This window comes from Haladaptatus sp. HS23 (genome assembly GCF_056892285.1).
This window is the reverse complement of sequence record NZ_JBXGLH010000012.1, coordinates 67,232-92,873: the sequence shown is the minus strand read 5'-3', so window position 1 is coordinate 92,873 and position 25,642 is coordinate 67,232. Positions and strand designations below refer to the sequence as shown.

25 protein-coding genes and 3 pseudogenes are annotated in these 25,642 nt (G+C 50.8%); 19 read left to right on the top strand and 9 right to left on the bottom strand.

The window, feature by feature from the left end; all coding sequences use genetic code 11:
- Window positions 1-51: 51 nt before the first annotated feature.
- A complete protein-coding gene (locus AC1XDK_RS24515; RefSeq protein WP_483352644.1) occupies window positions 52-927 on the top strand; it encodes a hypothetical protein in 876 nt (291 codons plus the stop codon).
- A 210-nt stretch (window positions 928-1,137) separates the two neighbouring features.
- On the top strand, window positions 1,138-1,707 hold the full coding sequence (locus AC1XDK_RS24510; RefSeq protein ID WP_483352643.1) for an ArsR/SmtB family transcription factor: 570 nt from the start codon (window positions 1,138-1,140) through the stop codon (window positions 1,705-1,707).
- A gap of 1,121 nt (window positions 1,708-2,828) precedes the next feature.
- On the opposite strand, the gene AC1XDK_RS24505 is transcribed toward AC1XDK_RS24510, so the two are convergent.
- Complete coding sequence (locus tag AC1XDK_RS24505; protein ID WP_483352642.1) at window positions 2,829-3,476, bottom strand: SIMPL domain-containing protein; 648 nt, start codon at window positions 3,474-3,476, stop codon at window positions 2,829-2,831.
- Window positions 3,477-3,700: 224 nt separating this feature from the next.
- On the opposite strand from AC1XDK_RS24505, the gene AC1XDK_RS24500 reads away from it, so the two are divergent.
- The gene (locus AC1XDK_RS24500; protein ID WP_483352641.1) at window positions 3,701-3,910 is read left to right on the top strand and encodes a hypothetical protein; all 210 of its coding nucleotides are present in this window, start codon (window positions 3,701-3,703) and stop codon (window positions 3,908-3,910) included.
- 148 nt (window positions 3,911-4,058) lie between these two features.
- Here the strand turns inward: AC1XDK_RS24500 and AC1XDK_RS24495 are convergent, their stop codons facing one another.
- Complete coding sequence (locus AC1XDK_RS24495) at window positions 4,059-4,508, bottom strand: hypothetical protein (protein WP_483352640.1); 450 nt, start codon at window positions 4,506-4,508, stop codon at window positions 4,059-4,061.
- 352 nt (window positions 4,509-4,860) lie between these two features.
- On the opposite strand from AC1XDK_RS24495, the gene AC1XDK_RS24490 reads away from it, so the two are divergent.
- The 4 genes from AC1XDK_RS24490 to AC1XDK_RS24475 all read left to right on the top strand — a co-directional run bounded on the left by AC1XDK_RS24490 (window position 4,861) and on the right by AC1XDK_RS24475 (window position 8,102).
- Window positions 4,861-5,106 (top strand): DUF8066 domain-containing protein, encoded by a 246-nt coding sequence (locus tag AC1XDK_RS24490; protein ID WP_483352639.1) that lies wholly within the window; start codon window positions 4,861-4,863, stop codon window positions 5,104-5,106.
- A 414-nt stretch (window positions 5,107-5,520) separates the two neighbouring features.
- Window positions 5,521-5,781, top strand: a complete 261-nt coding sequence (locus AC1XDK_RS24485; RefSeq protein WP_483352638.1) for a HalOD1 output domain-containing protein — start codon at window positions 5,521-5,523, stop codon at window positions 5,779-5,781.
- A gap of 1,074 nt (window positions 5,782-6,855) precedes the next feature.
- On the top strand, window positions 6,856-7,089 hold the full coding sequence (locus tag AC1XDK_RS24480) for a hypothetical protein (protein WP_483352637.1): 234 nt from the start codon (window positions 6,856-6,858) through the stop codon (window positions 7,087-7,089).
- Window positions 7,090-7,820: 731 nt separating this feature from the next.
- Window positions 7,821-8,102 (top strand): hypothetical protein, encoded by a 282-nt coding sequence (locus AC1XDK_RS24475; protein ID WP_483352636.1) that lies wholly within the window; start codon window positions 7,821-7,823, stop codon window positions 8,100-8,102.
- 253 nt (window positions 8,103-8,355) lie between these two features.
- On the opposite strand, the pseudogene AC1XDK_RS24470 reads toward AC1XDK_RS24475, so the two are convergent.
- The 4 genes and pseudogenes from AC1XDK_RS24470 to AC1XDK_RS24455 form a co-directional block, all read right to left on the bottom strand.
- Window positions 8,356-8,502 (bottom strand): annotated as a pseudogene (locus AC1XDK_RS24470) (DUF8139 family protein); the annotation flags it as partial.
- 1,422 nt (window positions 8,503-9,924) lie between these two features.
- On the bottom strand, window positions 9,925-11,109 hold the full coding sequence (locus AC1XDK_RS24465) for a minichromosome maintenance protein MCM (RefSeq protein ID WP_483352635.1): 1,185 nt from the start codon (window positions 11,107-11,109) through the stop codon (window positions 9,925-9,927).
- Between the two features lie 142 nt (window positions 11,110-11,251).
- Window positions 11,252-11,581: pseudogene (locus AC1XDK_RS24460) on the bottom strand (type I restriction enzyme HsdR N-terminal domain-containing protein); the annotation flags it as partial.
- A gap of 210 nt (window positions 11,582-11,791) precedes the next feature.
- Window positions 11,792-12,523, bottom strand: a pseudogene (locus tag AC1XDK_RS24455) (minichromosome maintenance protein MCM); the annotation flags it as partial.
- Window positions 12,524-12,604: 81 nt separating this feature from the next.
- On the opposite strand from AC1XDK_RS24455, the gene AC1XDK_RS24450 reads away from it, so the two are divergent.
- A complete protein-coding gene (locus AC1XDK_RS24450) occupies window positions 12,605-13,411 on the top strand; it encodes a DUF8081 domain-containing protein (RefSeq protein WP_483352634.1) in 807 nt (268 codons plus the stop codon).
- A gap of 219 nt (window positions 13,412-13,630) precedes the next feature.
- On the opposite strand, the gene AC1XDK_RS24445 is transcribed toward AC1XDK_RS24450, so the two are convergent.
- Window positions 13,631-13,981 (bottom strand): hypothetical protein, encoded by a 351-nt coding sequence (locus tag AC1XDK_RS24445; protein ID WP_483352633.1) that lies wholly within the window; start codon window positions 13,979-13,981, stop codon window positions 13,631-13,633.
- 828 nt (window positions 13,982-14,809) lie between these two features.
- Between AC1XDK_RS24445 and AC1XDK_RS24440 the strand changes: the two genes are divergently transcribed.
- The 3 genes from AC1XDK_RS24440 (at window position 14,810) to AC1XDK_RS24430 (ending at window position 17,078) form a co-directional block, all read left to right on the top strand.
- Window positions 14,810-15,442 (top strand): hypothetical protein, encoded by a 633-nt coding sequence (locus AC1XDK_RS24440; protein ID WP_483352632.1) that lies wholly within the window; start codon window positions 14,810-14,812, stop codon window positions 15,440-15,442.
- An 18-nt stretch (window positions 15,443-15,460) separates the two neighbouring features.
- Window positions 15,461-15,829 (top strand): hypothetical protein, encoded by a 369-nt coding sequence (locus AC1XDK_RS24435; RefSeq protein ID WP_483352631.1) that lies wholly within the window; start codon window positions 15,461-15,463, stop codon window positions 15,827-15,829.
- A gap of 343 nt (window positions 15,830-16,172) precedes the next feature.
- On the top strand, window positions 16,173-17,078 hold the full coding sequence (locus AC1XDK_RS24430; RefSeq protein ID WP_483352630.1) for a hypothetical protein: 906 nt from the start codon (window positions 16,173-16,175) through the stop codon (window positions 17,076-17,078).
- A gap of 172 nt (window positions 17,079-17,250) precedes the next feature.
- Here AC1XDK_RS24430 and AC1XDK_RS24425 read toward each other — a convergent pair whose 3' ends face one another.
- A complete protein-coding gene (locus AC1XDK_RS24425) occupies window positions 17,251-17,556 on the bottom strand; it encodes a hypothetical protein (protein WP_483352629.1) in 306 nt (101 codons plus the stop codon).
- Window positions 17,557-17,806: 250 nt separating this feature from the next.
- On the opposite strand from AC1XDK_RS24425, the gene AC1XDK_RS24420 reads away from it, so the two are divergent.
- The 8 genes from AC1XDK_RS24420 (at window position 17,807) to AC1XDK_RS24385 (ending at window position 24,668) form a co-directional block, all read left to right on the top strand.
- Window positions 17,807-18,301, top strand: a complete 495-nt coding sequence (locus AC1XDK_RS24420) for a hypothetical protein (RefSeq protein ID WP_483352628.1) — start codon at window positions 17,807-17,809, stop codon at window positions 18,299-18,301.
- 14 nt (window positions 18,302-18,315) lie between these two features.
- On the top strand, window positions 18,316-18,738 hold the full coding sequence (locus tag AC1XDK_RS24415; protein ID WP_483352627.1) for a hypothetical protein: 423 nt from the start codon (window positions 18,316-18,318) through the stop codon (window positions 18,736-18,738).
- The gene (locus AC1XDK_RS24410) at window positions 18,735-19,067 is read left to right on the top strand and encodes a hypothetical protein (RefSeq protein ID WP_483352626.1); all 333 of its coding nucleotides are present in this window, start codon (window positions 18,735-18,737) and stop codon (window positions 19,065-19,067) included. Before AC1XDK_RS24415 ends, AC1XDK_RS24410 begins: the two co-directional genes overlap by 4 nt.
- Entirely contained in the window at window positions 19,064-19,456 is a 393-nt protein-coding gene (locus tag AC1XDK_RS24405) for a hypothetical protein (RefSeq protein WP_483352625.1), read from the top strand. Before AC1XDK_RS24410 ends, AC1XDK_RS24405 begins: the two co-directional genes overlap by 4 nt.
- Window positions 19,449-20,414, top strand: coding sequence for a hypothetical protein (locus tag AC1XDK_RS24400; protein ID WP_483352624.1), 966 nt, complete (start codon window positions 19,449-19,451; stop codon window positions 20,412-20,414). The genes AC1XDK_RS24405 and AC1XDK_RS24400 overlap by 8 nt, the downstream gene beginning before the upstream one ends.
- A 457-nt stretch (window positions 20,415-20,871) precedes the next feature.
- Entirely contained in the window at window positions 20,872-21,921 is a 1,050-nt protein-coding gene (locus AC1XDK_RS24395; RefSeq protein WP_483352623.1) for a TrmB family transcriptional regulator, read from the top strand.
- Between the two features lie 304 nt (window positions 21,922-22,225).
- Complete coding sequence (locus AC1XDK_RS24390; RefSeq protein ID WP_483352622.1) at window positions 22,226-23,515, top strand: glycoside hydrolase family 68 protein; 1,290 nt, start codon at window positions 22,226-22,228, stop codon at window positions 23,513-23,515.
- 616 nt (window positions 23,516-24,131) lie between these two features.
- Window positions 24,132-24,668 carry a M23 family metallopeptidase gene (locus AC1XDK_RS24385; RefSeq protein WP_483352621.1) on the top strand — a complete coding sequence of 179 codons (537 nt, stop codon included), beginning with the start codon at window positions 24,132-24,134 and terminating at the stop codon, window positions 24,666-24,668.
- A gap of 100 nt (window positions 24,669-24,768) precedes the next feature.
- Here AC1XDK_RS24385 and AC1XDK_RS24380 read toward each other — a convergent pair whose 3' ends face one another.
- Window positions 24,769-25,632, bottom strand: a complete 864-nt coding sequence (locus AC1XDK_RS24380) for an N-acetylmuramoyl-L-alanine amidase (protein WP_483352620.1) — start codon at window positions 25,630-25,632, stop codon at window positions 24,769-24,771.
- Window positions 25,633-25,642 lie beyond the last annotated feature (10 nt).

Sequence of the window (25,642 nt, the reverse complement as noted above, 5' to 3'; positions counted from 1 at the left end):
ACCTTCTCCCTGTCCGGTAGTATTTTCAACATCTGCAGAGAACTAGTGAGTATGGCGACACGTACTGAATCTCGGGGTGGCCATTCAAATGGCGAACGCCCCGATACGCTCTATGCGTTCGTCGCTGGTCTCTACGTTGCCATCCTCCTTACTCCGATAGCCATTTTCGGGATTTCAACAGTTAGTACGGATGGTGCCACCCTGTACATCAGTTTTCTTGTTTCTATTACTCTCTTAGGGATCATTGCTGGGTGGCTTATTTCTCACACATCTGGACTCGCAGTTCGGCTTGGTCGCCACGACCTGATTTGGCTACTCGTCGCCATTCCGTTTGTCCCATTCGTCGGTGTTTTTGCAGCATCAGGAATCGGAATTTCACCACCCGGTATTGCAGTTGTACTTGCTATGGTGACGATGATCAGTGGGATGTTTACGGGTCTTCCTCTTGTCACGATGAGCCGGAATAGATACACCACTGCTGCGCTTGCAGGAACAACTGAAATTACAGAATGGGAGGGACGGTGGCCACAACGATGGCGATGGATCTCGTATGGCGCGATGATAATCGCAATGGTCGGTGGCGCTGTTGGAATGGTCGCTCAAGTTGTGTTTGGAGTTGACTGGGCGGGAGACCTCTACTTGCTGCTTTTTGTCTGGGCACCGCTTGCAGGCGCAGCGAACCCACGGACGTTTCGCGTTACCGAGGCTGGTCTCGTTGTTGATCGACCGATGCTGCATCGATTCCGATCGTGGACAGCGTTCACAGGCTATTCACTCCGTGACGATGCGCTGGTGATTCACCGAAAAAGATGGTGGCGTCAGAACCTCCGATGTGATCGAGACGATATCGAGGATGTTGATGCAGTCACAGCAGCACTCGAGACGGTGATGGCTGACCGCACTGGTTCATTCTCAAAAAATATGTGACTGTCTTATTTTTTAACAATAACACAAAGCATTTACCGAACCCCGCAAAGGATCAGTTGTGATGTGGTTGCCTCTGACACCCTGAATGGGTCCACACTGTGGGTCTGGCGCCATCACTCCTGATCCACACGTCCTTTCCCTCACCACCCCCTCCTCCCTGCTCGCACGCGTGCCATGGCGTGCCTCCGAGGATATACAACTGATCCAGTCATGTCTCTATTACCCAGTTCGACGCCGGAGATTGATACTGAGCAAGCTGGTGATATCCAAATTCTTGGTATTGATGAGAAGGATACAGATGCGGTCTTTGAGACGCTGTCGTCTGCCACGGCTCGTAACCTTCTCGTGACAATCAATGACGAGCCAGGAACACCGTCTGAACTCGCCGATCGCCTTGATGCATCGATTCAAACCATTTCCTATCATCTTGATGCACTCCTCGAGGCGGAGTTGATCCGAGTCGCGGATACACGATACTCCGAGAAAGGTCGTGAGATGAAGATCTATGCACCTGGCGAGAATCCGGTCGTGCTTGTCGTTGGGACTGAAGAACGCACGCAAGGGATTCGATCGTTACTCAAACGATTTCTTGGCGCAATTGGTGCCCTTGCACTCCTCAGTCTTATCGTTCAAATTTACGTGGAGGGGTTCCCGTTTACGGCTTTGACTGCAGGCGGTGGCCAACCAGGGCCAACCGGGTGGCCGACAGGAATGGCGTTCTTTGTCGGTGGTCTTGTGGTCCTATTACTCGTCTTTTGGTGGCAAGCATCCAGATACTGAGCAATCTTCGGTGCAGTACTTTGGATGGTAAGCGATGCGGCTAGATCTGGTCACGATACTATATGTGGAGTCGTTGTATTCCACGGCCAAGGACAAACCCGAGCCCAGCAGCGAGCCCGATAGTGATTGCCATGAACGGGAGTGTTGTATGGAGGAGCATGGTAGTAGTTGGTTGAAATATGGGTGACGTATACAGCGAACTCCCAAGAAACGCACCAACGAGTGGACTCGCAGCGAGGACAATGCTAATGAGAAGACCGTCGTTCACAGACGCATTGAGTGCTGCGGGGATAAGCATGAAGACAAAGAGGATTGGAAAATTAACGCCGAATCCAGTGGGAATTCCATACGAGGCGAGTTCGCTGGCAGTGGGTGGTGCATGGAGGACAAAGAGACAGACGAAAAGGACGACCGCAAGGACAAGAAACCACAGTGATCTATGGGAGGATTGGCCGAGCCAGAGCGACAATCGGCGGTGATGGAATGTCATAGTCAAGTAGTTGAAAGAGAAGTAGTAATCCGTTTGGATGGTTCAAAATTGATTTTGAGTCTCCGCTATCGCTTTATGATGAACCAAGAATAACCTCTGTATGTCACCTCTTTCGAGGCGTCTCACCGGTCTCTTACTTGTCCCTATTGGAGTGGGACTGATGCCATTGACGTTGTTTGCTGGAGCGAGTACAGTACGAGGGTGTGAGGGTTTCAGTCCGGATTTTTTAGGCGTTGAGTTCAGTCGTGCCGAGATTACAGGCATTGATTTGCAAGCGATGACGGTCTCGTGGTACGACGGATGTAACTGGCACAATGGCTCTTTGCTTCTATTTGCGATTACGCTTTGTCTAGTTGTTGTAGGGTTGCTTCTGGTTGTTGAGCCAATGGTACGCCAGACGAAGTGAGAAGATCAAAGAGACGTTCAAGATCAGGAGGCTAATCGAAGTTAGTATTATATACTAATCTCGGCATCAATACCGTGGTTAGAGGAGTCACCAAGAACGGGATGAAGATTATTTGAAGACATCAATGAGTGGGTGCGAGGAAAGATCTTAACAGTATTCTCTTTGTCGCACACAGGATTATCTCCGTGTTAAATAGAAAGGAGAATACAACGAGAAGGCCAGATCTCAAGGATCTTCTAGGCGATATTCTACTTCGACACCAACCGAGACTTCGATCGGGCCACTTTCAGGACTTCCCGAGGCACCGGTATCCATCGCCAATGCCTGACCGGCCCGCAAATGATGAGGACGCGAGCCGGAATCAGTCACGATCGATTGCACACTCCCAACGTTCAGAATCTCAGCGGCGGCTGCAGCAGTGGCGTTCTTTCGCGCTGTGTTGACTGCGTCCGCGATTGCTTCCTGCTGGAGGTCTCGTTGGGTTTCTGATTGGAACGTAAACGCAACCTCGTTGATCTCGACGCCAGCGTCGTCAACAGCAGCCGAGAGTACATTGCTGAGACGATCAAGCTCGAAGAGAACGACAGTGATGATCTCGGTTGCTCGATACGGTTGGGCCTCTGGATCGGACTCTGATGGTCTCCTATGATCTGGTGGACGCTGGCGGATTCGGAACTGACTCGTCCGGATTCGCTCGTCGGGAATCCCCATGGCTTCGAGTTCCTGTCGAAGCGCTAGTGCTTGATCTGCCACTGCGCGACGAGCAGTCGTGACATCCGGGTCGGTAGCACGGGCTTCAAACTGGAGGTCAACTTCATCAGGTGAGGCACTTGTTCGGCCAGTGGCAGTGATTGTAATTGTCTGGTCGGTCATACTCGCATATTGGATTACGGTTGTGAAATCTGTTATCGTGGTTGTTGCAGAAGGGGTGTTGACCCATTCTCGCGATCATACCCGGAGAGTTTGAGTTATTGGAGAGTCTGGGAACCCATCACTACTGACCGGACACAACTAACAAGGCGTCTTCGAACTTGCCACATTCTGTACCGATTGTCAGCGGCGCTATCTTTTTCACAGCACATGAATTAAATGAAAATATGATTGCACCAGACGATGCGTTCAGAGAATTTGCAGAAGAATTCTTCGAGAAAGAATACAAGGATGTGGTGATCTACGGCGATTTTGACGAAGACGAAGTACTCCACGAAGGGCCGATACGCATCCAGGCAAACGGCTGGATTGAACTACCGGCAGGTCGGCTCATATCGCCAACGGCAATTCACCATCTGAATATTATCGAGAAGTGAGTTAGCAACCAATCAGTGGTTTGAAGACGTGAGATCGGAAGAACAGATTCAGTATGTTCTCCAACTGAAAACGAGACTGGACGACGAGCAGGGACGATATGGTGAGAAAGCAAGTAATGATGGAGCTCTCAACAGTCGCATCAAAACATCATTCGGGGCAATTTGTCGTAGAGAAAATCGCAAGGTGAGGGTTTTCTAAATCACTACCGGGATCACCGATTTGAACGTCTAGACCAACACATTCGGCATCCTGTTCAGAGAAATCAAAACTTCGTGCATCCTCCTGTGCTTGGTTATCTTTCCAGGCATGGACGAGATACGGAGCCGGTTTCAACGGATAGCCTTCGAACATGATTCCAGTTGCACCATTTGAGGGAGCAGCTTTCATTTGCTTTGAGGCTTGCCAGACTGCTTTTCCATCTTTTTCAATCAGTACATGGACTGTATGTGGTTTGTCGTCGAGATTCAGTGCTTTGAGTTCGCCAAGTCGCGGGAGAGTCGCCTGGGATTGTTGTCCAAAGCTTGCACAGCCAGCAAGACCAGTGAGACAAAGCGTACTAGTGTACTTAAGAAATACTCGTCGTGTTCGGGAACTCATCTTCAGTGGGTTACATAGAGTACAGTGAGCATATCCTTTCTGTACTCTTAGGGATGAAAGTCAGCTCTCTTCGGTGGTTTTCTCTATTTTCTCGAATCGATACGGTCGAGGTTGACATAGAAGAGGTAGATGATAACAGACTGAGCGATGAGCAGGGATGATTTGTGGAGCAAACGAGTGATGGCGATATCTGTGGGATGATCTATATCCCAATGAGCTGGGAGTTGGCTCTGAGGGTCGAAACATAGAGGAGAGCGAGTAGAGAGTCAACCAATCGCGAAAGACTGTTTTTTGAGCAACTGTAAATCTAAATTTCTTACATCATCAAACATTTTATACTCTTGCAAAGAGAATGATGATTATGGCTACTAGAAATCAGAGATCACCGTACAAAATTGGTCTTATCGTGGTTGCTCTCGTCACACTCCTGTACAGCGTATTTCTGCTCGGTGCACCACTACTTTGGGCGGGAGTAGCCACGTTAGTATTCACGTTCTATCTCGTCTGGCGGGCAGTCCGTGCGCTGGAACGGATTGCGTCGGCAACAGAACGGCTTGATGCACAACTCGGTGATGTTGGCGGTAGAAGGGAACGATAACTCCACGTAGACAGAGAACGAAAGTGAGCGCGACGAGCAGGGACGATTTGCGGAGCAAACAAGTGATGACGATATTCTTCGAGTAGTTCGTGAGTCAGAGTTTCCGGCAGTGACCGCTCGGTGGGTCGCAGATACGGTCGAGATGGAACGGCGGCCAGTGCATCAGCGGCTCGAGGAGTTGTACGAGCGAGGTGAGTTAGAACGTGGGAAATTGAGTCCACGGGTGGTTATCTGGTGGATTCCCAAAAGCGAAAGAACTGCTTGCGGAGATTGAGACTAACTATGCCGCCACGGATCGCGGGATGAGCGACAGACACATCCGACAAGTAGAATATTTGTTATTTTGTCTTGAGACCGTGCTAGCCGATATCATTATTATATCCGCCATAAGAGTTGTCCAAGTGGTGTGTGAGGATGTGGGCAACAACGACACTCGAAAGACGTTCCGATGGGGGTATAACACCAGTCCATGAAACCGTCATCAAAGCCCTCGAACAACACGACGGAATTGACGTAGACTCGGGAGAGTGGACACTTTACGATTACATCGATCCTGACTCCCTTGACGACCTCTTCAGCAAGGAAGGAAATACCGTTACATCAGTGAAATTCACGGTTAAGGGGGCGATCGTTACAGTCTGGCAAGATGGCGAGGTTCACGCGAAGGTGGAGTAGGAGACCCCCTACCGTCTACGATGACAGACGAGAGAGAGCGCGATACTCGCGGGCAGTTTACAGAGGAAACGACTGACGGCAATGCGCGAGTCAGAGTTTCCGGCAGTGACCGCTCGGTGGGTGGCGGATACGCTTGAAATTGAGCGGCCCTCTGCGCATCGACGGCTAGAGGAACTGCACGAGAATGGAGAGGTAAAGCGGGGGAAGTTGAGTCCACGGGTGGTTATCTGATGGCTTCCGGAGAAAGAGTGAATAGATTCCCCGATTCACGAATTACGTCGAAATACGTAGTGGCAGACAGGACACTGTCGTTCGAGTTCATCGATCACGCAATCACGTGTCTTCCCGGTCCATCCACAGTCAGGACATTGAGTGAGGCCAGTACTCATTTCATTTCACAAGGGCCCCCTGTACCAACTACTTTGGGAACGCAAGAGATGTCATGATTCGACGACCGGATCGACGGGTATGTCCCCGAAGGCACAAGTATGTGATAGTATATTAATAGAAGGTTAATAATTGAGATCTAAGGCTGGATACAGGTGTTCTATTCCGTGATACTACCTACGTGAGCCCATATCAATCCGCAAACCTAAGGTTGGAATAGTAACATTAATAGAGATAACATGGTAAGTCCAGTTTTCAGTCGTTTGAAGCCGTGAAAAGTTACATTTATGATTTCAATCCAGCCTTAGGATTCTAAGGCTGGATTTTATGGCCGGAAACCAGCCCTAAGAAATTCTATTCAATTTTAAAGCCGTCAAATGCCAATCTGTACCTCCAAATTTGTCCAAAGTAATAGGGGGGTACGAACAAATGGAACGAGGATCGACACTGATGGGAATATCATGAGGGCAAGACCGTTTTGAACAGATGTATTTTCACTATTTGAGAACAGCGACTGGCCAGTAAGTAACTGATGACAATCGTTAGTCGATGTATCTGTATCTTCCCCCCGGCCTCGCTAACATACGGGAATGGGGTGAATCACACCGTATTATCGGAGCTCACTCATATATCCCCTGTTCCAACAGCCCGAAATGTTTTGTCACTAGTATATCAACCCGAGTATGGATGAAGATCTCGATTGAGTTGCAAGACGGTCACGAGTTGGAGCTCACAGATGTGGGAATTGAAACGCACGAACAATCCAATACAATAGCGCTGAGCGTCGATGCCCTCATTAAAGGACTTGACGATGAAACGCTCGGCGCATTCGAAGACCAGAAACTCCATCCACTCTCCCTGGTCTTCGTGAGCGAGGACGAACTCCCAATTGATGACGATGATCGCCCCGGTAGAAAATAAAGCACACCAGAACCCTTCCTTGCGAGTTCGATGGTGGGCATCATTTGATCGCTTTACAGTCAATTCCGTCAGCGTTCATTGATTGTAGAGGTCGAGAGTGTCGCGGCCAGACATCGATACCGAGTAAACAAGTATGATATATGCATATAAACTCTATTTTAATTGCACAAATATACAGCCAAAAAACTGATTCAAGCGGGAGGAATAGCACCGTTTGTCGGACCCTTCATCCCATGGGTGTGATTGAAGTGGTTAGCTCCTTTCCGACACCCGTGAGAAGCCTTCCTGTGCACCCAATGGCTCCTCATGGTTTTCGATACTGACATCCTCTATGACGAGTGAAATCGCGGAGGAAGTCGGGTGGTCACGGCGGAAGACGTATATGGTTTTGAACGGGCTTGCAGAAGAGGTCGAGATTCGCAAGAAGAAGCCAAAAGCGCGTCATGTAATCTGGATTCGACCAGAATAGCACTCGTTCGTTGGTACAGGTGATCGTGATATAGCGGGAGGGTAGCACTCTTAAACACAAGAAGCATTCAGAGCGTGATCTGCGTACGCGCTCGATTGAGTAACGTCATTCGAACTCATCGTTGAGACGCGCATAGAGCAATTCGCTCACAGGTCCACCGATACTGCCGACTGTCAGAACCGCCGTGCAAGATGTAGAGGATGAGGTCAGCACACCACTAACTACTGGACATCCTTATCGTGGTGTGGTACCTCATTAGGGTATGGTTTATTCGCTCCAACGAGCGGTGGTCGGGGACTACAAGAAATGGAAAGCAGTTGTGGAGGAGTTAGAGGATCTGCGTGCTGAACACGGATCTCAGGGGGGGCGTGTCTTTAGATCACCAGCGAATCAGAACGAGGTCGTCGTTCTCTTTAAGTGGAACTCTGAAGAGGAGGCTCGTGAGTTTATGGATGAGGTCATCCCTGCGAAACAATGGGACAGCGCTCGTATCTACTCGTATGAAATGCAGTTCCTAGAGCACGTCGAGGACCTTGATGCCTGAGTAGCAGTCTCCCTCACTCCACAACTCGGATATGATTGTCACCGGTTTCCCTGGAGGCGAGAGCGCAAGATACGCGCCCTGTATTCATCACGCAGATTCATTCGAGTCCGAGAGCTGGTACGATGGAAAGTGCAAAGACTTCCGCAAATTACTATGAGAAGACGATCCTCGTTGACTTCGAGTGCATCTCTGATCTGTGGCCACGTTGGTTTGCGTTCGTTATCGCCCATTGCAGTGGAGTATCGGTGATTAGTTACTGTGATACCGGTACCAAGTCACGATGCCGGAACCAGACATCGATTTCCTCACCATCGGTTTCGATGCGGTAGCTGTAGGAGTCTAGTTCGCGCCCAGTCTCGTCTCCGAGAGTGTCCTGCAGGACGTCCGTGATGGTGCCTTCTTTCCCGTGGTGTTAAAGAGTATGTGTGTACTTTCGATCCCCCTCTTGGAACGTACAAGGAATGACGGCGTCTAACTGTTCTTTGAGTGTGATGTCGTCGTCCTCGGGTAAGAAACTCGGACGTAACAGGAGTGATGACATATATTATAATTTTTAATTAGGATGAAAAAGTATTTCTTTCACGCTCACGCACAACATGAAGCGTTCTCCAAAGGGGTACGATCTACAGTCGCTCTGGTTAGCTAGAATTTATAACATTCTCAGATAGAGATTCATGTTATGCCGTTCATCGCTCGGAAAGGGAACACGATCGTCATTCCAGAGGGAGTGAGCGATGGCGTTTCAGTCGAATGTACCTCTTGTGGGGAGGAGATGCGTGCCCGCGGACCATTCAAAGATGGTCGAGCGCGACACTTCTACCATATCTCCACAAACAGAGCGGGTCAGAACTGTGGCGGGACCGGGGAATCTGACGCCCACCGAAAGATGAAATCGATGGCGGTGTCAGGACTCAGCCAACTGTCCAACTCGTACAAACAGTGTGAGCCCGAGGTAACACTTGATGTCACCCAGACAGAAACCGCCCCAGACGTCCGAAGGGCCGACGCTCTCATAGAGTTCGAAGGGTCGGATGCCAACTACGGGAAAGGCATTATCGTCGAGGCCCAGTACCGGAATGAGAATAAAGATATTCGAGCGACAACTCACGACTATCTCAAACTGGGCTACAGCGTATATTGGGCCACTGAAGACGATTTTACGACCGACCGCTTCTTGATCGACCGTCTCACGAAAGCTTTTCGCGAACAGAACGAACCAATCGCGTACTCGCCATCGTATTCACGTCCTCCAGCCTTAGCGCCGTGGACTACACCTCGGGAGACACCATCAGACCCAAAGGGTCGTTGGACACCGATTGATCCGGCTCCAGCGTGCCCCCATGAGTTCATTCATCGAGAGGAGGGCGGGAATCGGTGTCTTCGATGTGGTTTGCGTGCTGAAAGTCTCCTTTATGATGAAGAACAGAACCGATACCGCCCTTCGAGTCCACTTGTTAGGTCGCCGGAGTGGAAGTCACACTTCGTTTTCGAACGGGCATCTCTCGCTGAGCCACACAAACATCGTGAATTTAGCGAGAAAGGACACACAAACCACCTCCATAGCTGGAGAGGGAAGAACCAGATATTTGGTGGAACCAAATACTCGTGTCGTTCTTGTGGCGCGATGATGACCGTCATGAATGAAGAAGTGTATATCGACCATGACGCTGGCGATGAGTCAGATAATCAACCTAAGTGGCGACCAGTCAGTTCTTCAAATCAAGGTGAGGACGGCTGTCATCACGACTGGGAGAAACGTGGATTCACAAAGGTATGCACCAAGTGTGGAAAAGAAATCAAGCCGTGGAATGAGTAAAACGCCTTAACTCACGCGAAGGTGATTGGTCCAGGGCTCATATGCTTCACCTTTCTGTTTCAGCTTGTCGATTTCGTGTTCCATCTTCGACGGGTCTATACCAATTTCGTCAGCGCGGTCGATTACTACTTCAATCGGTGCTCCTTTCGAGTACTCTTTTTCGATATCAGAGATGAGCTGTTTAACGTTTTTAATTCGATCTCTTGCCGATTTCGACGTACCTGTCTCGACGACATCAGCATCGAATTTTTCATCCTCTAAATCTATCCCCCTATCCCCTAAAGTGTCCTCAAACAGTGAAATTACCCGGTCCGCATCTCCAGATGATACCGATTTACTGAGTCGAAGACGTGCGTGTGCTTGTGCAAACCGACTCAACGACTCCTTCAACCGAGTTGATCCCACCGTTTGATATTCTTCTTCCGAGATGAAGTCCTCAATACGCTCGATAAAGTCCTCAATCGTGCGTTCGGCTTCGCTACTCAACGACGGTTGTTTTGACCGAGCAAGGTGAAGATACTCACGAGCGAGCTCAGGGGCGAGGGGTTCTACCCGCCCATGGATAGCCTCGTTGAATGAGGTTGATCGGTCGGTAATATTGGTCGTAACGAGATCAATGCTACTGCTCACTTCGGGTCCGAGATTGAGTTGATCCCCTATTGCTTCATACTGATCCCATTCACCATATCTCGGATTTACCGCAATTGTTACAGACCCACTTGCTGGCACCGTCTCTCGATAATTTGACTTCGCGAATGAATACGAGTTTGCATCGAAAATCTGTTGGAGTGCTCCACGGGTGTCATTATCGGTTGCGTCCAATTGCTCAATGAATGTGAACTCAACAGAGTGGTCAAGAAGGGGGCCTGGAGTTAATTCACCACCTCTTACCGTGCCAATAGCTCCAGCGAGCGTTGTACTGGTCCCGTTCAAATGGGTTGATTGGGGTGCAAGATCAGCAACGGCGGAGATGAACCGAGACAAGTTTGCTGAGGAGCCAGAGACGATAGCGATGTGGATTGAACCACGGGTGTCCGCACCGAAGTCGTTGGATTCGCCGGTGCCACCAGTTAATTGGAGTACGCTCGCTTCTACAACTGACTTATCGATATCTGGTTGAGAGAGGGTCAAACAGAGCCGTTCAAACATATCTTGGTTGTTTCCCATCGTTTTTAGTTCGTTCTCATTCATAATCATGAAATTGAAATGTGGAAAATTATAGCTTTGGGAAGCAAACCCACTAAATCACTTTTTTACTGACTTTGTCACCTCTGGGTTGGATAATTCGACGTCTATATTCATTTACATCCCGAAACCAGCTTGTAATTGCCAGTCACACTTCATCAGTATTAGCGGACGATGTCTTTGAGATACCAGCTAATCGATGCGGGTGGTTCGGTAGCTCTTCTAATCCTACGTCCAATATGGTCTCCTCTGCTGGCTCCTCACTGTCTGGATCACTACGGAGCAGGATATACCGCTCGCCATTCGTGACGAGCCCCCAATCCGTACCGATGAGACGCATATACCGCTTCGTCTGCTGAATTCCGTCCTGCAACGAGCGACCGGCCCGTTTCGCCTCCACGATCACCGCGGGACTGCCATCACGGAATAGAACGTAATCCGCTCGATCATCAATTGTGTCATCGTTCCGTGGATACTCCATTTGAACCTCCGGTGCGTACACGTTCCAACCCAACACATTGAGAAATGGCGTGATGATTTTGGTCTGTGTACCGAACTCGTCCAGCATTGGTCCTTCATCCAGGATTTGCCGACTACGAGTGACGAATGTCTCCAGAGAATCCGACTCAAGTGGCTCAATGGGACGTTCCACGTCCAAGTATTCGCCCCACTGTGCCCACTCAGCGGTATCCTGGGTCGAAACGGAAATAGCATCAAGATAGGTATCGAACCGAGAGCTATTCTCTTCTTGCTGCAGATGCAGTATACCAACCACCGTTACCCGATCCTGATCAATGACCAGACCAGTGATATCATCTTCAAGACGAACAGGAAGCTCGGTCAATTCCCTATCATCTGTGCCTGGTAGGTCATGCAAGACCAGTTCTTGAGCATCGATTAACTCGGATTGGTCAAAGTTGATCCTGAACGACCCCCGCCGTTCGCATCCTTGACATTCGTGGGGTTTCTGAATGTCGTTTCCACCCTGTGGAATATACGTCAGAGTACCACATCGCTGGCATTCAAACGCGGCTTCTTGGATTTTGGGCTGGACATCGGACGCGTCCACAACGACGCCTTCTACCGCGACTAGTGTATTCACATGCCGAGCGCGGAGCGAATTGATACCAGTCGTCTCGGGGAGGTTTCGAATCCGAACGTGTACTTGTCCGAGACTGATGTCCACTGGAAGGTCGTACAAGCGGAGTGCTTCTTCGGCGTACTCCTGTATCTGCTGTGGTTGTGCGAGGTAGTCATCCGCGATATCCGCGTCGTATCGATACAGGTCCTCCCAGTCGATGTACAGCGAGCGCTTTTCGTTCGGGTACTGTTGGGCGAGTTCTCCAATCATCTCTGCATAGTAGTCGCGGTACAACTGTTCGAATCGGTTGATGAGTTCCGTATTCTCCGCACGTGCCATACAGGACTGTACAATAGCGAGTCCCTTAGTCTACTGAAAGAACATCGAATACTTTTGCTAATGTACTCTGAATTTGACTCAATGACCGCTGATGAACACGAGACAGTGCAACTGAGATTCGAGGATGGGGATCTTATCAAGCAGTCGACGGAGTGTAAGCCATCGATCGACGACCACACCGTTGACCCAATCATACCGTGTGAGCAGACTGGATTCGTTGTCGAAGTGGGGGCGGGTACCATCGATGTGAACAGCACGCTTCCTGACGTCATCGAAGCTTACAGTCGGACGTTCGAATTCGGGTCGAGATCACACGCCGAGACCTACGCGAGCCAACTGTCGGCACTCGATGGTTCACTCAAGATTCAAGCCGCACCGGAGAACGAACCCGATGATATCGATGCCTATCTTCTTGCCGACCACACGCCGTCAATTACGGAGCCTGCTAACATCGATGGACAGACGTGGACGTTCGACGTCGGTGCGAATCTCTTTGGAGCACTTGGAGAGGCGATTCTATTATCTGCTCCGAAACCCCACGCGCTCTACTACTTCGTTCGACAAGATTTGGCAATCGACGACGATAAGCTAGAGTCGAGACTGATCCTTGAGGTCGATACTAGTTCGCCGGTCTCGGTTGATCTTCCAAACGGCACGAAACGGTGGACGCCCGACTGTATTGTACAGGCCAGGGATGGGTGGAGTGGGAGCCTACTGGCGAGGTACTACTGTGAGATCAAGACTGGAAACGCGTCATTCGAGCGGTCACAGGTTGCGGTGATGGGGGAGTTAGCAAAGCAAGAACGAGTGTTAAAAATACGGATTAACATCGACCATCTCCCAGAGCAGTACTCGCTCCAAATCCACGAGATCGTGCCATCAGACTGATGTTTGGACGCGGCGATGGATTTCATCCGCCGGTGTTCCGTCGATTCCCCGCTTGACCTATCCTGACACCCACTCGGCGGAATTGTCGGATATCAGAAGCACGGACGGCGAACGAGCCGTTTTGGTGATGGGAATCGCGGATGCTAAGTCGGTTGTATCAGCCTCGAACGGAGTACAGTGCTCACCTTCGATACGTACGATGAACGGCATGTTTAGAGGTCATTCCCCGATATCGTTCGCGGTTTGGAACTCGGTGTCGGGTACCTCGGCTTCGTCAAGATGGGTTGCTGCGGCGGACTCTTGGATGTCAGTAGCGCGTTCCCGGGTAGTCTCGGTGGCATCCTCGAAGCAGTTCTCGATCTGTGTTTCAAGCTTGACGAGACGATTCGATACGTCGTCGCGATAGTCCTTGAGAGCGTTGCGTTCGTTTGTGATACGTTCTTCTTGAGAATCAGCTTCCTCACGGATGGCTGCGAGTTCGGTCTCTAAATCGGCGTCAAGTCGGTCGAGAGCTTTGATGTGATATGCGAGGTAGCCAAGGTGGTCTCCGAGGGCGCGTTCGTTGCTCATCAACTTGGAGTATATGTTGACAGTATAAAACTATGTATCTCTGATGGCCATTTTTTGTCTAACTCTACTGTATCTTCCATTGCCGGTATTTGGTTCTACGGAGTGGCCAAGTGGGCAGCGGCGAAATCTCATTATGTCTGAAGAGTTCTTTGTGGAGTTTCGATTTTACAGATACAGTTCAATGAATCCCCTTCTTGACAACCCCGTTAATGATCCCCGATAACGTGAACGCAATGAAGAGAACAGCCCCAAGGGACCCAGATCCTGTTCCATCACCTCATCCATGAGTTCTTTTGCCAGCTCGTAACCAAATGGGGAGAATCGGTAGAGCAAACTAACCGCCAAGACACGGGCTTGGTTTTGTCGGTTTGACAATATTGCCCTGTTCCATCCTTCTGGAACTGACGAATTTCGGTAAGAGTGCAGTCTTTTCACCTTGAAGGCGATATTCTGCTGTGATCTATTGGCGTGTTCTTTTTGCGCCTCCGAGATTGATAGATTTCAGGAATCGTACCGAATACAAGGCGTGAATTCAGTACTCGCCCTCTTACTATACATATATGATCATAGTGTACAGATCCCTCAACTATTCACAACGGGAAGTTAATCGTCGATAGCCCTTTAAGTATTCCTAGCTACAACACAGGTAAATGAAGGGAGGAACGCTATCGCGTTCCCAGTATTTTACTGCGCGCAACGCTCATACTGAGGCGACTCTTTCATTCCGAGCTTCTGCCTCGCTTGAAAACGCTACTTCGACATCAAGCCATGTGTGTAGCGATATCGCGCGTATCCCTGCAAATGTGAAATTCAACCTTAGTTACAACTATGGAACCAAATGATGACCCCAATTATGGGCATGATAGCGACGTACAACCGATTCCAGAAGAATTGCAAGACATCTCGACCGAGGAGATTGTGGAAGCAGACTACGAAGTTGTCTCACAAACAAGTACGGAGGATGGTAGAGATAGTGGACAAAGGTACCACGATGTACCTATAGTTCATCCACCAGGGCGAACTCACCACTACGACAGTATCAATGCCTCGTCCGATGAGCCTGGCGGGAGTCCCCATAAAGACGCATACAGCGCTGGATACGTCAGTCCGATGGCAACACGCATCGGAAAGGAAAACGATGGTGATAGCGATGCCGAGCGCCTTCGGGAACTGCACGACGGACGACACCATTCTGATGGCAACCTCAGTACCCGACAGAGCCAGTGGGACAAAACGCGTATTGCGGAGGCCATCTGCTCTGCACTGCCCTTAGCGCAACATGAGCGAGAAAAGGTTCTCGGTGTCGTCGAGAGCCTCGATTTCTCGAAATTCGGCCAGCAAAAGGGTATTGAACGAGTCACCCTTGGAGTTGTTACAGTCGTGGTTGACGAGAGGCACCGCCAACGAGACGGTGTAGACGGGGAAATCATCTCGTTCACCGACAAATACAGAGAGATATGAAACTCCCTTGATGTATCGATGAGCGACCTGGGTACCATTAAAGAAATCGTCCGCGAAGCGCTTGACGAAGGTGATACAACAGTGTGGCGACAAGAGCCTTCCCGCGACCCTCTTCTACCGGACCCGACTCCAATAGATGAATATCCTAACGACTACTGGGACAACATCACCCCCGAGTATTGGGTTCATTTCGCGAGGACTTGGTCAAGCCTTCCCGATGAGCTTAAGGAAGCTATCCCTGAGAAGTATCGTAATATCATCGAAAACCTTCGCCAGTGGGTGCCATGGGTAGACATGGAGGACTCTGGCGATTCCAATGAAAATGTCGAGTTAGTTTCCGAGAAACCGACGGACACAGACGAGATCGGCGGTTTTCCGACGAGATGAGTGGCAGATCGACTGAGTAATTATAGTAGAGTGAACAATGATTCTGACAGCAATCTCACCTTCGGCAGCCGTGCTTGTAGCGTTCGGGGTGTTTGCCCTTTTCATATTGTTGGCGTTCACCTTGGCCTACGCGAAACGAGATGTCCACATCTCGATCACCTTCCTTGAGGTTCGCCAATAGAGGTACACACCATTTGAAGTAGCCTGAGCGCAGGGCCGAAGTTGGGCTATAGAGACATCTATAGCGATTCAGCGAGTGTCTATTTATGGGAGGCGTGGGGGTGGCGATAGTTCAGTATAACAAGAGAAAAGTGTTGTGCAGACATAATATAAATCGATAGAAATGGAGAACTTAGTTCTCATCGGAGCTGGTGCAAGTACGGGAGTAGATAAGAACACAGGAAGAATTTATCCCGAACAACCTCCTTTGGGATGGGAGCTATTTGACCGGCTATCATCGAAATATCCGCAGACTTGGGGTACTTTACCTGACAGCGTCCGGGAGGAATTCATCAGTGATTTTGAGCAGGGGATGGAAAAACTAGGCGAAGATCACTCACACCTGTATGCACCCTTGTACAGGGCGATGGGAGACTATTTCGCAAAGTTTCGAATCCTGTCACCCCCGACTTGGTACGACCGTTTAATATCCGAACTGGGAGGCTCGATCTCAAGCGGCGAAACAGCATTTGTCTCGTTGAACTACGAATGTCTACTAGAGCTAGCCCTTGTCCAAAATGGATTCGGTGTCAATTACTTTCCTGATCAATTGTCTGACCCAGTCGTCGTACTTAAACCGCATGGTTCGTGCAACTTCATCTCAAAGTCAATTCAGGCTCAAGGAAACGTCTCATTTACAGAGGGAGTCACGTTTTCAGGCGGTATTCGAGCTGTAAACCTAGACGAAGCAATTCAATATTGCCGAAACGATACAGCTCTATATCCCGCTATGTCGCTCTTCCGTCCGGACAAACATATTCAGATCGGTCACGGCGCTGTACATAGCCTTCAAGAAAAATGGGCCAACGCAGTACAAGAAACGAGCAAAATTGCGATAATTGGTGTGAAACCCAGGGAAAGTGACGAACACATCTGGGGAAAGCTATCTGAGACCGATGCAGAGATCTATTATATCGGTGGAGAAGAGCCATTTTCTGATTGGCTAGAAGACAACAGGGAGGATTCACAAGATGAATTCATATCGGATAGATTCCATACTGGATTTGCAGATCTCACCGATCGACTCTAATTTACCAACCAAAAGATGATTTTATCAACTGATGAAGTCCACTGATCGAACGTAACGAAGTGGAGTGAGAGAAGTGGGCTCGCCGGGATTTGGACCGGCAGTCTCCCTCATTCCAAAGAGGTGATTCATAATTATCACACTGGTGCCTATCAGAAAGATATATTTCCTGAACCTATCGTCGTTCAGTATTTTCACGAGGGTCGGTAACGAATCTGTAACTTCCTGAGTCATATTTGTTTTCGAGATGTGTGGCTAGTGCAAGACGTTGGATACGATTCTGAACTGTTTGGCGTACAGGATTTCCCAACTTTTCCAGAGTTCCCTGTTCATCAAGCGCACGATAAACTTCAGTTGGTGTTGCTTTTCCCCACGGGTCACCTGTGTCGCGACCTTCTAAAAAGTAATCGAGAATGGCGGTATCAAGCTCATCGATATCGTCGGATGACAGTGGCACGGGTCTTGAGTAGTTTTTGCTCATGATGTTGTTAATAGCTATCGCATTAGCATTACTAATTACTTTGGTAATAGGCTATGTTTTGACCTTGCTAATAGCAATTACTAAGTGGGTAGACGATATAGTATGAACTAGAAGCGCGGAGTGCCTTCGCAGAAAGGCCGGTGGTAGGACACCGACCGCGCTTCGGAGCCTACCGAAGCATGACTAGCAATACCCTTTCCGTAGAAAAACGCATCGACTACCAACCACCCCTTTTCGGAGGACAGGACTAATGGCGTCCTTCGACGAGAAACCCAACGGCGGGCTCCTCTCCCTCGAGGCCCAATTCGGCCAGAAAACCTTCCACCCCGTCAAACGCCTCGAACCCACACCCGACACCGCCGCCCAGGACCCCGACCAACCCACGCCCACTACCGACGAGCCAATCACCCGCGCGTACCTCGTCGAACTCCGTGTGGGCTTTCAAACCCGCACCAAGACCACCAGCCAAGAACCCTACCTGTACTGCATCTACGCCACGCCGGACTGCCAGCAATTCTTCGAACGGCGGCTCTCGATCGACTACGGCGAAGAGGGCTTCCAAATTCCCGAGGACACCGACACCTACCGCTCAGTCACCACCACCAAGACGGGCAATCCAAACCTTCCCTCGACACCACCGGGCGAAACCCACGCGGAAACCCGCGCACACTACCAGCACATCCTCGCACGGTGCTACGACATCGACGCCACCACTCACACCACCACAACCGAGGTGCACGCCTAAATGGCCTCCACAGAATGCCCTTCTCAGAGAGCGACAGCCATCGGCGGTGCTGGGCGATGACCCGCACGTCCACCTCGATCACCCCCGAGGAGATCGAGAACACATTCGAACGCTGTCCGGACTGTGGCACCTACGCGGTGCAGATCACCGACTCCCATTACTGTGACACCCAGTTCACAAGCAACCTCACCGATGCCGAACGCGACCAGCGCATCGCTGGCGACCCGTATCCTGCCGATGAGACGGTCGCTATCGTTGATCAGCTTGCAGGCGACGCTTTCGCCTATCACGAACTCGACGCGGACGACGAGCCACACTGTACGCTGCAGACCGACAATCCACTCGCCTATTGCACTCGAGAGGAGGCACAAGACGATCAGTATGCACCCTGCCAGCTTTGTCAGCGCCTTCGCGAAAAACGGGAGGCTGATCGATGACCGACCAGCGAACGGTCCTCGCGCTAGAGTGTACAGACCCGATTCAGATCCACACGCAGACACGCACGCTCACGGGCATCATCTATCAGTGTGAGCATTCGGAACCCCAACTCTCCTGTCGTGGTCCCGAGCCCGGTGAGCACGTCCTGTACGTCGCCACACCGTCGAACGATCTGTATCGGCTGCAGTACTGCTACTACGATGAGTACGAGCACGCCGACACTGAACTTGATCAGTACGGTCGCACTCCTTCGGGTAAGTACGCTTGGTTGCGTACGTATGCCACTGTCGAGTGCATCGTCAATCCCACGGGAGGTGAACAGGCGTGAGTGGGTATGTTCCGACGCCGTTGAATCCACGCGATGCCGACACGCTCGTTACACACCTCTCGTCAGGTGATTGCGTTCGTATCACCACGACGAAGTCGCCACGAACGATTTGCACGGTCAAAGCAACGAACGCACCGACACGCTGTGGACCGCATCTCGTTCTGACGGCTCCACCGATTACGACGACCGCACAGGACGACGTTCAGCAAGCCACCTTCCACTGCACCAGTCAGCCCGATTCTGCCATGACTGTTCTCGAGTACACTTACACCGCCAGCGACACGACTGCCCGTTGTATCGGTTCGCTCACCACCATCGCCCACCTGCCGCGCCTCTCCACGCCAGCAGAGGACACTGCGGTCCCAGTGGAGGTGCCCGCCAATGAGTAACACCACCACGTCCGGAGCGTCCAGTGTTCTCAATGACGGCGCTTCGGTCAGCGACCTCACCAAGCACGTTCAGTCGCTCACCGACCGCATCGATGACCTTGAGCAGGAAGTCGCCGAGAAAGACAACCGAATCGACGAACTCGAATCACAACAAGACCAGCAATCGGCCATCGAATTGCGAGGTGCAGAGTCACCCTCAGACGCCGAGATCGAAGACATCTGGATTGCCGGCCATCCCATCGGGATCATGCTCCAGAACGCAAAAAATCGCGATAAGCTGTTTCGCAACGCGCTGCTCTTGCTCGCGGGTTGGGATCGGGAGATCGTCGACGAGCACACCGGCACTGATCTTCCTGACGGCGCACTCGACGATTGTGAAAATGCCGCCAATGGGAGTACAACAAGCGGCACCGTCACAGCTGACCCAGAGCAACTCGTTCCAATTCATCGCAAGACGAAAGCACGGAAAACCGAGACCCACGACCTTTCGGGGAACAAGTATCGAGCGACCTTCGTGTGGGAAGCATTCCACGCACGAGCGGTGAAAGAACAGGGCAAGTGGAAACTCTCGTCCGCACAGGTGCGGAACATCCTCGATGAACACGGGCTCAATACGAATCGGAACACAGTGCGCCGAACGATGAAATTCGTCGCGAAGCTCTCGAGTGAGAAGCCCCAAGCCGAGCGAGATCCACACGACCAGGACAATCTGATTACGCTCTCAACGGGCGGGTCGAAGCTCACGCTCGTCGCCGACCAAGACGAGTGGGAAACGTACATGAGTCGAGTCAGCGACCATCTCGAGAACAAGAAACGTACCCAGAAAGACGATCGATTAGACGCGGTTACAGCCGAGGACGACGCTCTCTGGGACGCAACCCCAGTCACGAGCGCAACGGACGACACGGTCGGAATGTCAGAGGATGCCACAGATACGGAGGTCGTTACACTGTCGTAACGCCCTCCCACAAACGGGCGTAACACCACCGCCCCCACAGCACCAGCGGAGATGAGGACCGGACGCAAATTGCGTCCGTTCTGATGCGTAATTTCCACTTGGTTACTGTGGGGTGTAACGAATCCTTCTTTTCTCCTCGCGTTCGCGAGACGAAAGAAGGACTCATTGTGCGTTACACTGGCCGTTCGGGGTGCGTTACGACAGTGTAACGCGAGAACTGTTCACCGAGTACGAGTATGATGGGTATGAGGGTAGAAGAGGACGGTTGCGTACCACCGCAAGAAATCCGCTTTTGAGGAGTGGAACGCGTCTATGTTAGTAGCTAATACTAACCACTAATTGGCGCCAACGATCGTCGAAAACCATCGCAATCCACGGCCATATGAATGAACAACCAAATCATCTCTGAGTCTCAACTACCAGTGTAATGTCTCGGAACGGTGAGCCAAACGACGCAATGCTTAGAGAAGAGCTAGGCGAGTTCGGATTCTCTGACAAGGAGATCGATGTCTATCTCACTCTCTTAGAACTAGGTGAAGCAACCACAGGTACCATTTCGGATGACGCTAACGTCACACAGCAAGCAGTGTACACCATCACCGATCGGTTGGAAGATCGTGGCTTAGTTCGTGTTAACGATCACGCGTCGCCGAAGACAATTCGTGCCATACCCCCGGAAGAATCGATGACAACCCTCACAAGTCGAATAGATTCAATTACACCGGTTCTCAAAGAACGGTTTAACGACACAGAACCTCGGACTCCCGAACTGAAGATGGTAAAGTCTCAAAAGACCGCAATCAAACGACTGCGAGACGCCATCTCGAAAGCCCAAAGAGAAGTCATCGTTGCAATTCCGGAACAGATATACCCAGAAATTGAATCAGAACTAAAAGATGCAGTCGGACGAAACCTTCTTGTTTTCCTCCTCGTCCAAGACGTGGGTGACCTTGAGGAAGCACAAAATCGATATACAGGTGCCGCAGATGTTGTTCGGTGTTGGAGCGAAAATGTCCTATTTCTGTTTGCGACAGATACCCAGTCAAGAAAGCATCAGTCAACACAGTCGGTTTTGATAGGTGATGCTCAATTATTGTCTGGAACTCACGATCGCGGCGACGGTGTCGCAGTCTCGGAACAACACTTAGCAGGCTCTGTTCGCGGAATGTTCTTTAGCGCCTATTGGCTGGCAGGGGAGGAAGTCTTCGTCACTGAACCAGATTCGCTCCCGAAAACGTACGAGTGGTTTTGGCAGGCAGTCCTTCATGCACGGCTTCATCAAAAGTCAGGAGTGGACCTCTGGGCGGACATCGAAACGACCGATGGACAGATGCTCTCCGGGACAGTGAGCCAAATCCGTCAGGCACTCATCGAACCACCGACGAACGAACATACATTGGAAACAAGTCTCTACATTGAGACCGATGCAGGCGAGGTCAGCGTTGGAGGACAAAATACGATTTTGGAAGATTATGAAGCGACGTCGGTCACTCTTCGACCTGATTAAACAGTTGACTTATTCACGGGACAAAGTACCCTCCAAGTCGCTTCAAGTTCTCGGCGCGCTACGGATGTGTCGCATTTTACTGATATTTATCATTCACTAGCCACGTTAGAGTGACAGGTGATATCAGAGATTCACGAATTGTATTAGCGAGTTACGACCTTAGTAAATATGTTAGATAGCATTCGTAAGCATCGTTATCTCTATAATCAAAATTCTCGCCAGAAACTTATTCAAGTGATAGATTAAAGATTTGGTTGCGATGGTAAACGAGAACGACTCTCCGAAAACGAATCGCCGAAGTTTCATGCAAACAGCCGCTGGTCTTGGTGTTGCCAGTCTGAGTCTCTCATCGATGAGTGGCTCTGCAACTGCTGTTGAAATAGGGAATACCGACCAATGGACACGCACAGAAGCAGAGCAGATCGAGCTAACTGATGCTACCACTGCACCGATAATCAGCGACAATCCAAACTCGATTTCCGATCAATATTGGATTTGGGACACGTGGCCGCTTCGGACTCGTGATGGATCCATTGTGAAGATTGACGGGTGGCAAATCGTCTTCTCACTTACAGCACCCAACGACCTCGTCCCAGGTGCCCGTCACAATGCAGCCACCATCCGGTACTTCTACTCACGGAACGGTAAGAATTGGCAAGAAGGTGGGGAGGTATTCGATGCTCCACTTGGCCATCATCAATGGGCTGGCTCTGCGATGTATGATCAGACCGAAGAGCGGATTTATCACTTCTACACGGCAGTGAGCCCAGAACCCGAGTTCCGACAGCGGCCCGCAGTGGGCATTGGGGCTTCCATCGAAACGAATCCCAAGGGTGTCGAACTGACGGGCGACCAAGAACACGTCATCATGGGAACGCCCGACGGAGAGATGTACCAGACACTCGAGCAGTCTCGGGAACAAGGTATCGTCTATGCATTCCGTGACCCATGGTATTTCGAGCATCCTAAAACAGGTGAAGACCTTGTCGTGTTCGAGGCGAACACGCCAACTGGAAGTAAGGATCCAAACGACCCAGAAAGTTTCAATGGAAACATCGGCGTCATGCGAGCGACGAATGATGAGTTGACTGAGTGGGAACTATTGCCGCCGGTAATGGAAGCAGTTGGGACCAACCAGCAGCTTGAGCGTCCTCATTTCGTGTTTAACGACGGGAAATGGTATCTGTTCACCATTAGCCACAAATTCACCTTCGCACCTGGTCTGAGTGGTCCTGACGCACTATACGGGTTCGTGGGCGATTCACTGTACGGCGACTACGAACCACTTAACGAGAGCGGACTAGTTATTGCGAATCCAGAAGAAGCACCGTTCCAAGCGTATTCGTGGCTTGCGATGCCGCAGGGTGACAACATTTTGGTTGAGAGCTTCGAGAACTTCCGGGGGTTAGACGATACCTCGCACGGTTCGATCAGTCTCGACGAAGTCGGAAACCTCCCACCAGAAGAACAAAAGGAGCTTTTTGGCGGAACGCTTGCTCCCAGCCTGAAGGTCCAACTCAACGGTACAGAGACAGAGATTGTCGCCGAGCTAAACGACGGTCACTTCCTACCGTCAGTCGGTCAATCGAACTGAGACCCCACTAAGGGATCAACCTACAGAATTCGGAATTTTTCAGTCACACTGCGCCACAAGCCCATCGAGAGGCGATTACTCGCAAGACTTAACCGTCTGATGACGCTTCGACGAGCTCCAAGCACGAGAATTCGCTCGGGACCACAATATCGAAGTTCACGGATCGATTGGCGTGATTGCATTTTCGTGTAATTGGGATGCAGTATCAAGTGATGATGTGCCTTGCTCATGCAGGCGATTCAAATTTACTCAAGATATCAGCATTAGACGGAAGCGCGTTGTTTGGTGTCCAGACCCATATTGAGAAATGTCAAGAGAAACTCAGCCCGAATCAATACGAGAATTTTAAACTATATTTTAATATTAGTAAGTACTAAATATATTGACCAGAATGGTAGATTTGCATATGTCACGAAAGTTCAGCCGACGATCAATCGTCAAGTCACTCGGAGTCACAGCTACAGGGCTCACTGGAATGGCAGCACTGAGCGGATCTGCAAGTGCATTCTCCGATGGAGAACGGGTCGCCGCCACGACAGGATTGAACACACGAGAACAGCCCGGACTCGAATCCCCAGTGGTTGCCACGGTATCCAATGGCGAGGTTGGCGAAATCATGAACGGCCCGACGACCGAAGATGGCTATACGTGGTGGGGTGTCCACTGGCTCGACCGAAACGTGTGGGGTTGGTCTGTCGAACGATACCTTCAGTCCACATCCGGTGGCGGCAGTGGGTCGGATTTCGATTGGCCGATTTCAGGCTACATCACATCGCCATACGGTGCACGTCCCGGCCATTATGCAGTGGACATTGGCGCCAACGGCAACATTGGGGAGCCAATTTATGCAGCTCACAGCGGTACCGTCGACGTCCGAGCATTCGAAGCAGGAGGTTGTGGTAATTACCTCAAAATAGGCCATGGAAACGGCTATCAGACAATGTACTGCCACCTAAATAGCTTCGATGTGGTCGAAGGTGAGAGCGTCTCGCGTGGTCAATTGATTGGTGGAATGGGTACCACTGGAAATTCGACTGGCCCACACCTCCATTTTACCGTCGAGCAAAACGGCAATCACCTCTCAATTCCCGGCGCTGACGGCGAGACTGTCACAGCAGGAACGAAGATTCCAAAAGATTACTCTGGCATCTGAATCTACATCCGCCACAGCAGTCGAATTTTTTCATCCATTCTCTTGATCATTCGATAAAGACACTATGAGAGGTATATTCTAAAAGGCCCGGTTGAAGTATCTATGCGTAGTTAAGATAGCGTTCAACCGACCAGCCCCACACGTTCCGATCGAGCCAGTGAACACCCCACCACGTATAGCCACCCTTGTCGATTGGGCCGTTCATGATTTCGCCGACTTCGCCTGGTGAAATCGTAGCCACAATGGGCTGATCAGTTCCAGGCTGTTCCCGTGTATTCAGATTGGTGGTCGGCGTAACGCGGTCACCGTCAGCGAACTTGTTACCGCCGCCGCCATTGCTGCCGCCGACAAGGTCCATGAAGTAATTCCAATCCCACGTCGAACCAGGGTCAGTGTGGTCATTGTAATTGCAGTCAGATTCAGGCACCTGGTGGTGCCCGATGATACCGCCACCGTTGCGGGCGTCACACGGCGCAACGCCAGTGGGGCGCTGTTTGGGAATGCCGTAGGTGTCGCAAGCCCAACTGACAATGTTGGCGGATTTCTGGTACAGTGCGTCGGTGAAGTTCGTCTCGCCGACGAAACCCTCATGTTCGATACCAATCGAGTGGAAACTGTAGTTCTGGCCACCGCCATGCCATGCACTGTCTTCGTTGTGGACCATCTGGGTAGCATGGCCATCGGAGTTGCGAATCACATATTGAGTACTCACGTCGGAGTCGGGATTCTGAAACCAACTGACGGTCCCTCCGTAGCTTCCCTCCGTGACATGGATAATTATCCAGTTGATTTCGCTCGCGCTCTTGTTGTCGTTGGTGTAGTTGCTAGAGTCCGCTGCAATCCATCTGTCGGCGTAGGGATCTTGTACATGTGCGCTCGCCGTTCCAGTCAGCCCGACACTCCCAAGTCCGGCTGCGCCGATCGTTCCGAGTTGCTTCAGTACGTCGCGCCTATTTGTGGGCATCACGATAATA

What these genes read in the sequence shown, in the direction of transcription:
- AC1XDK_RS24485 (WP_483352638.1), top strand. Translation starts at nt 5,521, where the DNA reads ATGTGGGCAACAACGACACTCGAAAGACGTTCCGATGGGGGTATAACA.
- AC1XDK_RS24450 (WP_483352634.1), top strand. Translation starts at nt 12,605, where the DNA reads ATGACCGCTGATGAACACGAGACAGTGCAACTGAGATTCGAGGATGGG.
- AC1XDK_RS24490 (WP_483352639.1), top strand. Translation starts at nt 4,861, where the DNA reads ATGATGATTATGGCTACTAGAAATCAGAGATCACCGTACAAAATTGGT.
- AC1XDK_RS24515 (WP_483352644.1), top strand. Translation starts at nt 52, where the DNA reads ATGGCGACACGTACTGAATCTCGGGGTGGCCATTCAAATGGCGAACGC.
- AC1XDK_RS24425 (WP_483352629.1), bottom strand. Translation starts at nt 17,556, where the DNA reads ATGAGCAAAAACTACTCAAGACCCGTGCCACTGTCATCCGACGATATC.
- AC1XDK_RS24510 (WP_483352643.1), top strand. Translation starts at nt 1,138, where the DNA reads ATGTCTCTATTACCCAGTTCGACGCCGGAGATTGATACTGAGCAAGCT.
- AC1XDK_RS24380 (WP_483352620.1), bottom strand. Translation starts at nt 25,632, where the DNA reads ATGCCCACAAATAGGCGCGACGTACTGAAGCAACTCGGAACGATCGGC.
- AC1XDK_RS24400 (WP_483352624.1), top strand. Translation starts at nt 19,449, where the DNA reads ATGAGTAACACCACCACGTCCGGAGCGTCCAGTGTTCTCAATGACGGC.
- AC1XDK_RS24505 (WP_483352642.1), bottom strand. Translation starts at nt 3,476, where the DNA reads ATGACCGACCAGACAATTACAATCACTGCCACTGGCCGAACAAGTGCC.
- AC1XDK_RS24390 (WP_483352622.1), top strand. Translation starts at nt 22,226, where the DNA reads ATGCAAACAGCCGCTGGTCTTGGTGTTGCCAGTCTGAGTCTCTCATCG.
- AC1XDK_RS24445 (WP_483352633.1), bottom strand. Translation starts at nt 13,981, where the DNA reads ATGAGCAACGAACGCGCCCTCGGAGACCACCTTGGCTACCTCGCATAT.
- AC1XDK_RS24495 (WP_483352640.1), bottom strand. Translation starts at nt 4,508, where the DNA reads ATGAGTTCCCGAACACGACGAGTATTTCTTAAGTACACTAGTACGCTT.
- AC1XDK_RS24435 (WP_483352631.1), top strand. Translation starts at nt 15,461, where the DNA reads ATGAGCGACCTGGGTACCATTAAAGAAATCGTCCGCGAAGCGCTTGAC.
- AC1XDK_RS24395 (WP_483352623.1), top strand. Translation starts at nt 20,872, where the DNA reads ATGCTTAGAGAAGAGCTAGGCGAGTTCGGATTCTCTGACAAGGAGATC.
- AC1XDK_RS24410 (WP_483352626.1), top strand. Translation starts at nt 18,735, where the DNA reads ATGACCGACCAGCGAACGGTCCTCGCGCTAGAGTGTACAGACCCGATT.
- AC1XDK_RS24420 (WP_483352628.1), top strand. Translation starts at nt 17,807, where the DNA reads ATGGCGTCCTTCGACGAGAAACCCAACGGCGGGCTCCTCTCCCTCGAG.
- AC1XDK_RS24500 (WP_483352641.1), top strand. Translation starts at nt 3,701, where the DNA reads ATGATTGCACCAGACGATGCGTTCAGAGAATTTGCAGAAGAATTCTTC.
- AC1XDK_RS24385 (WP_483352621.1), top strand. Translation starts at nt 24,132, where the DNA reads ATGAACGGCCCGACGACCGAAGATGGCTATACGTGGTGGGGTGTCCAC.
- AC1XDK_RS24475 (WP_483352636.1), top strand. Translation starts at nt 7,821, where the DNA reads ATGGTTTATTCGCTCCAACGAGCGGTGGTCGGGGACTACAAGAAATGG.
- AC1XDK_RS24480 (WP_483352637.1), top strand. Translation starts at nt 6,856, where the DNA reads ATGAAGATCTCGATTGAGTTGCAAGACGGTCACGAGTTGGAGCTCACA.
- AC1XDK_RS24415 (WP_483352627.1), top strand. Translation starts at nt 18,316, where the DNA reads ATGCCCTTCTCAGAGAGCGACAGCCATCGGCGGTGCTGGGCGATGACC.
- AC1XDK_RS24440 (WP_483352632.1), top strand. Translation starts at nt 14,810, where the DNA reads ATGGAACCAAATGATGACCCCAATTATGGGCATGATAGCGACGTACAA.
- AC1XDK_RS24430 (WP_483352630.1), top strand. Translation starts at nt 16,173, where the DNA reads ATGGAGAACTTAGTTCTCATCGGAGCTGGTGCAAGTACGGGAGTAGAT.
- AC1XDK_RS24465 (WP_483352635.1), bottom strand. Translation starts at nt 11,109, where the DNA reads ATGAATGAGAACGAACTAAAAACGATGGGAAACAACCAAGATATGTTT.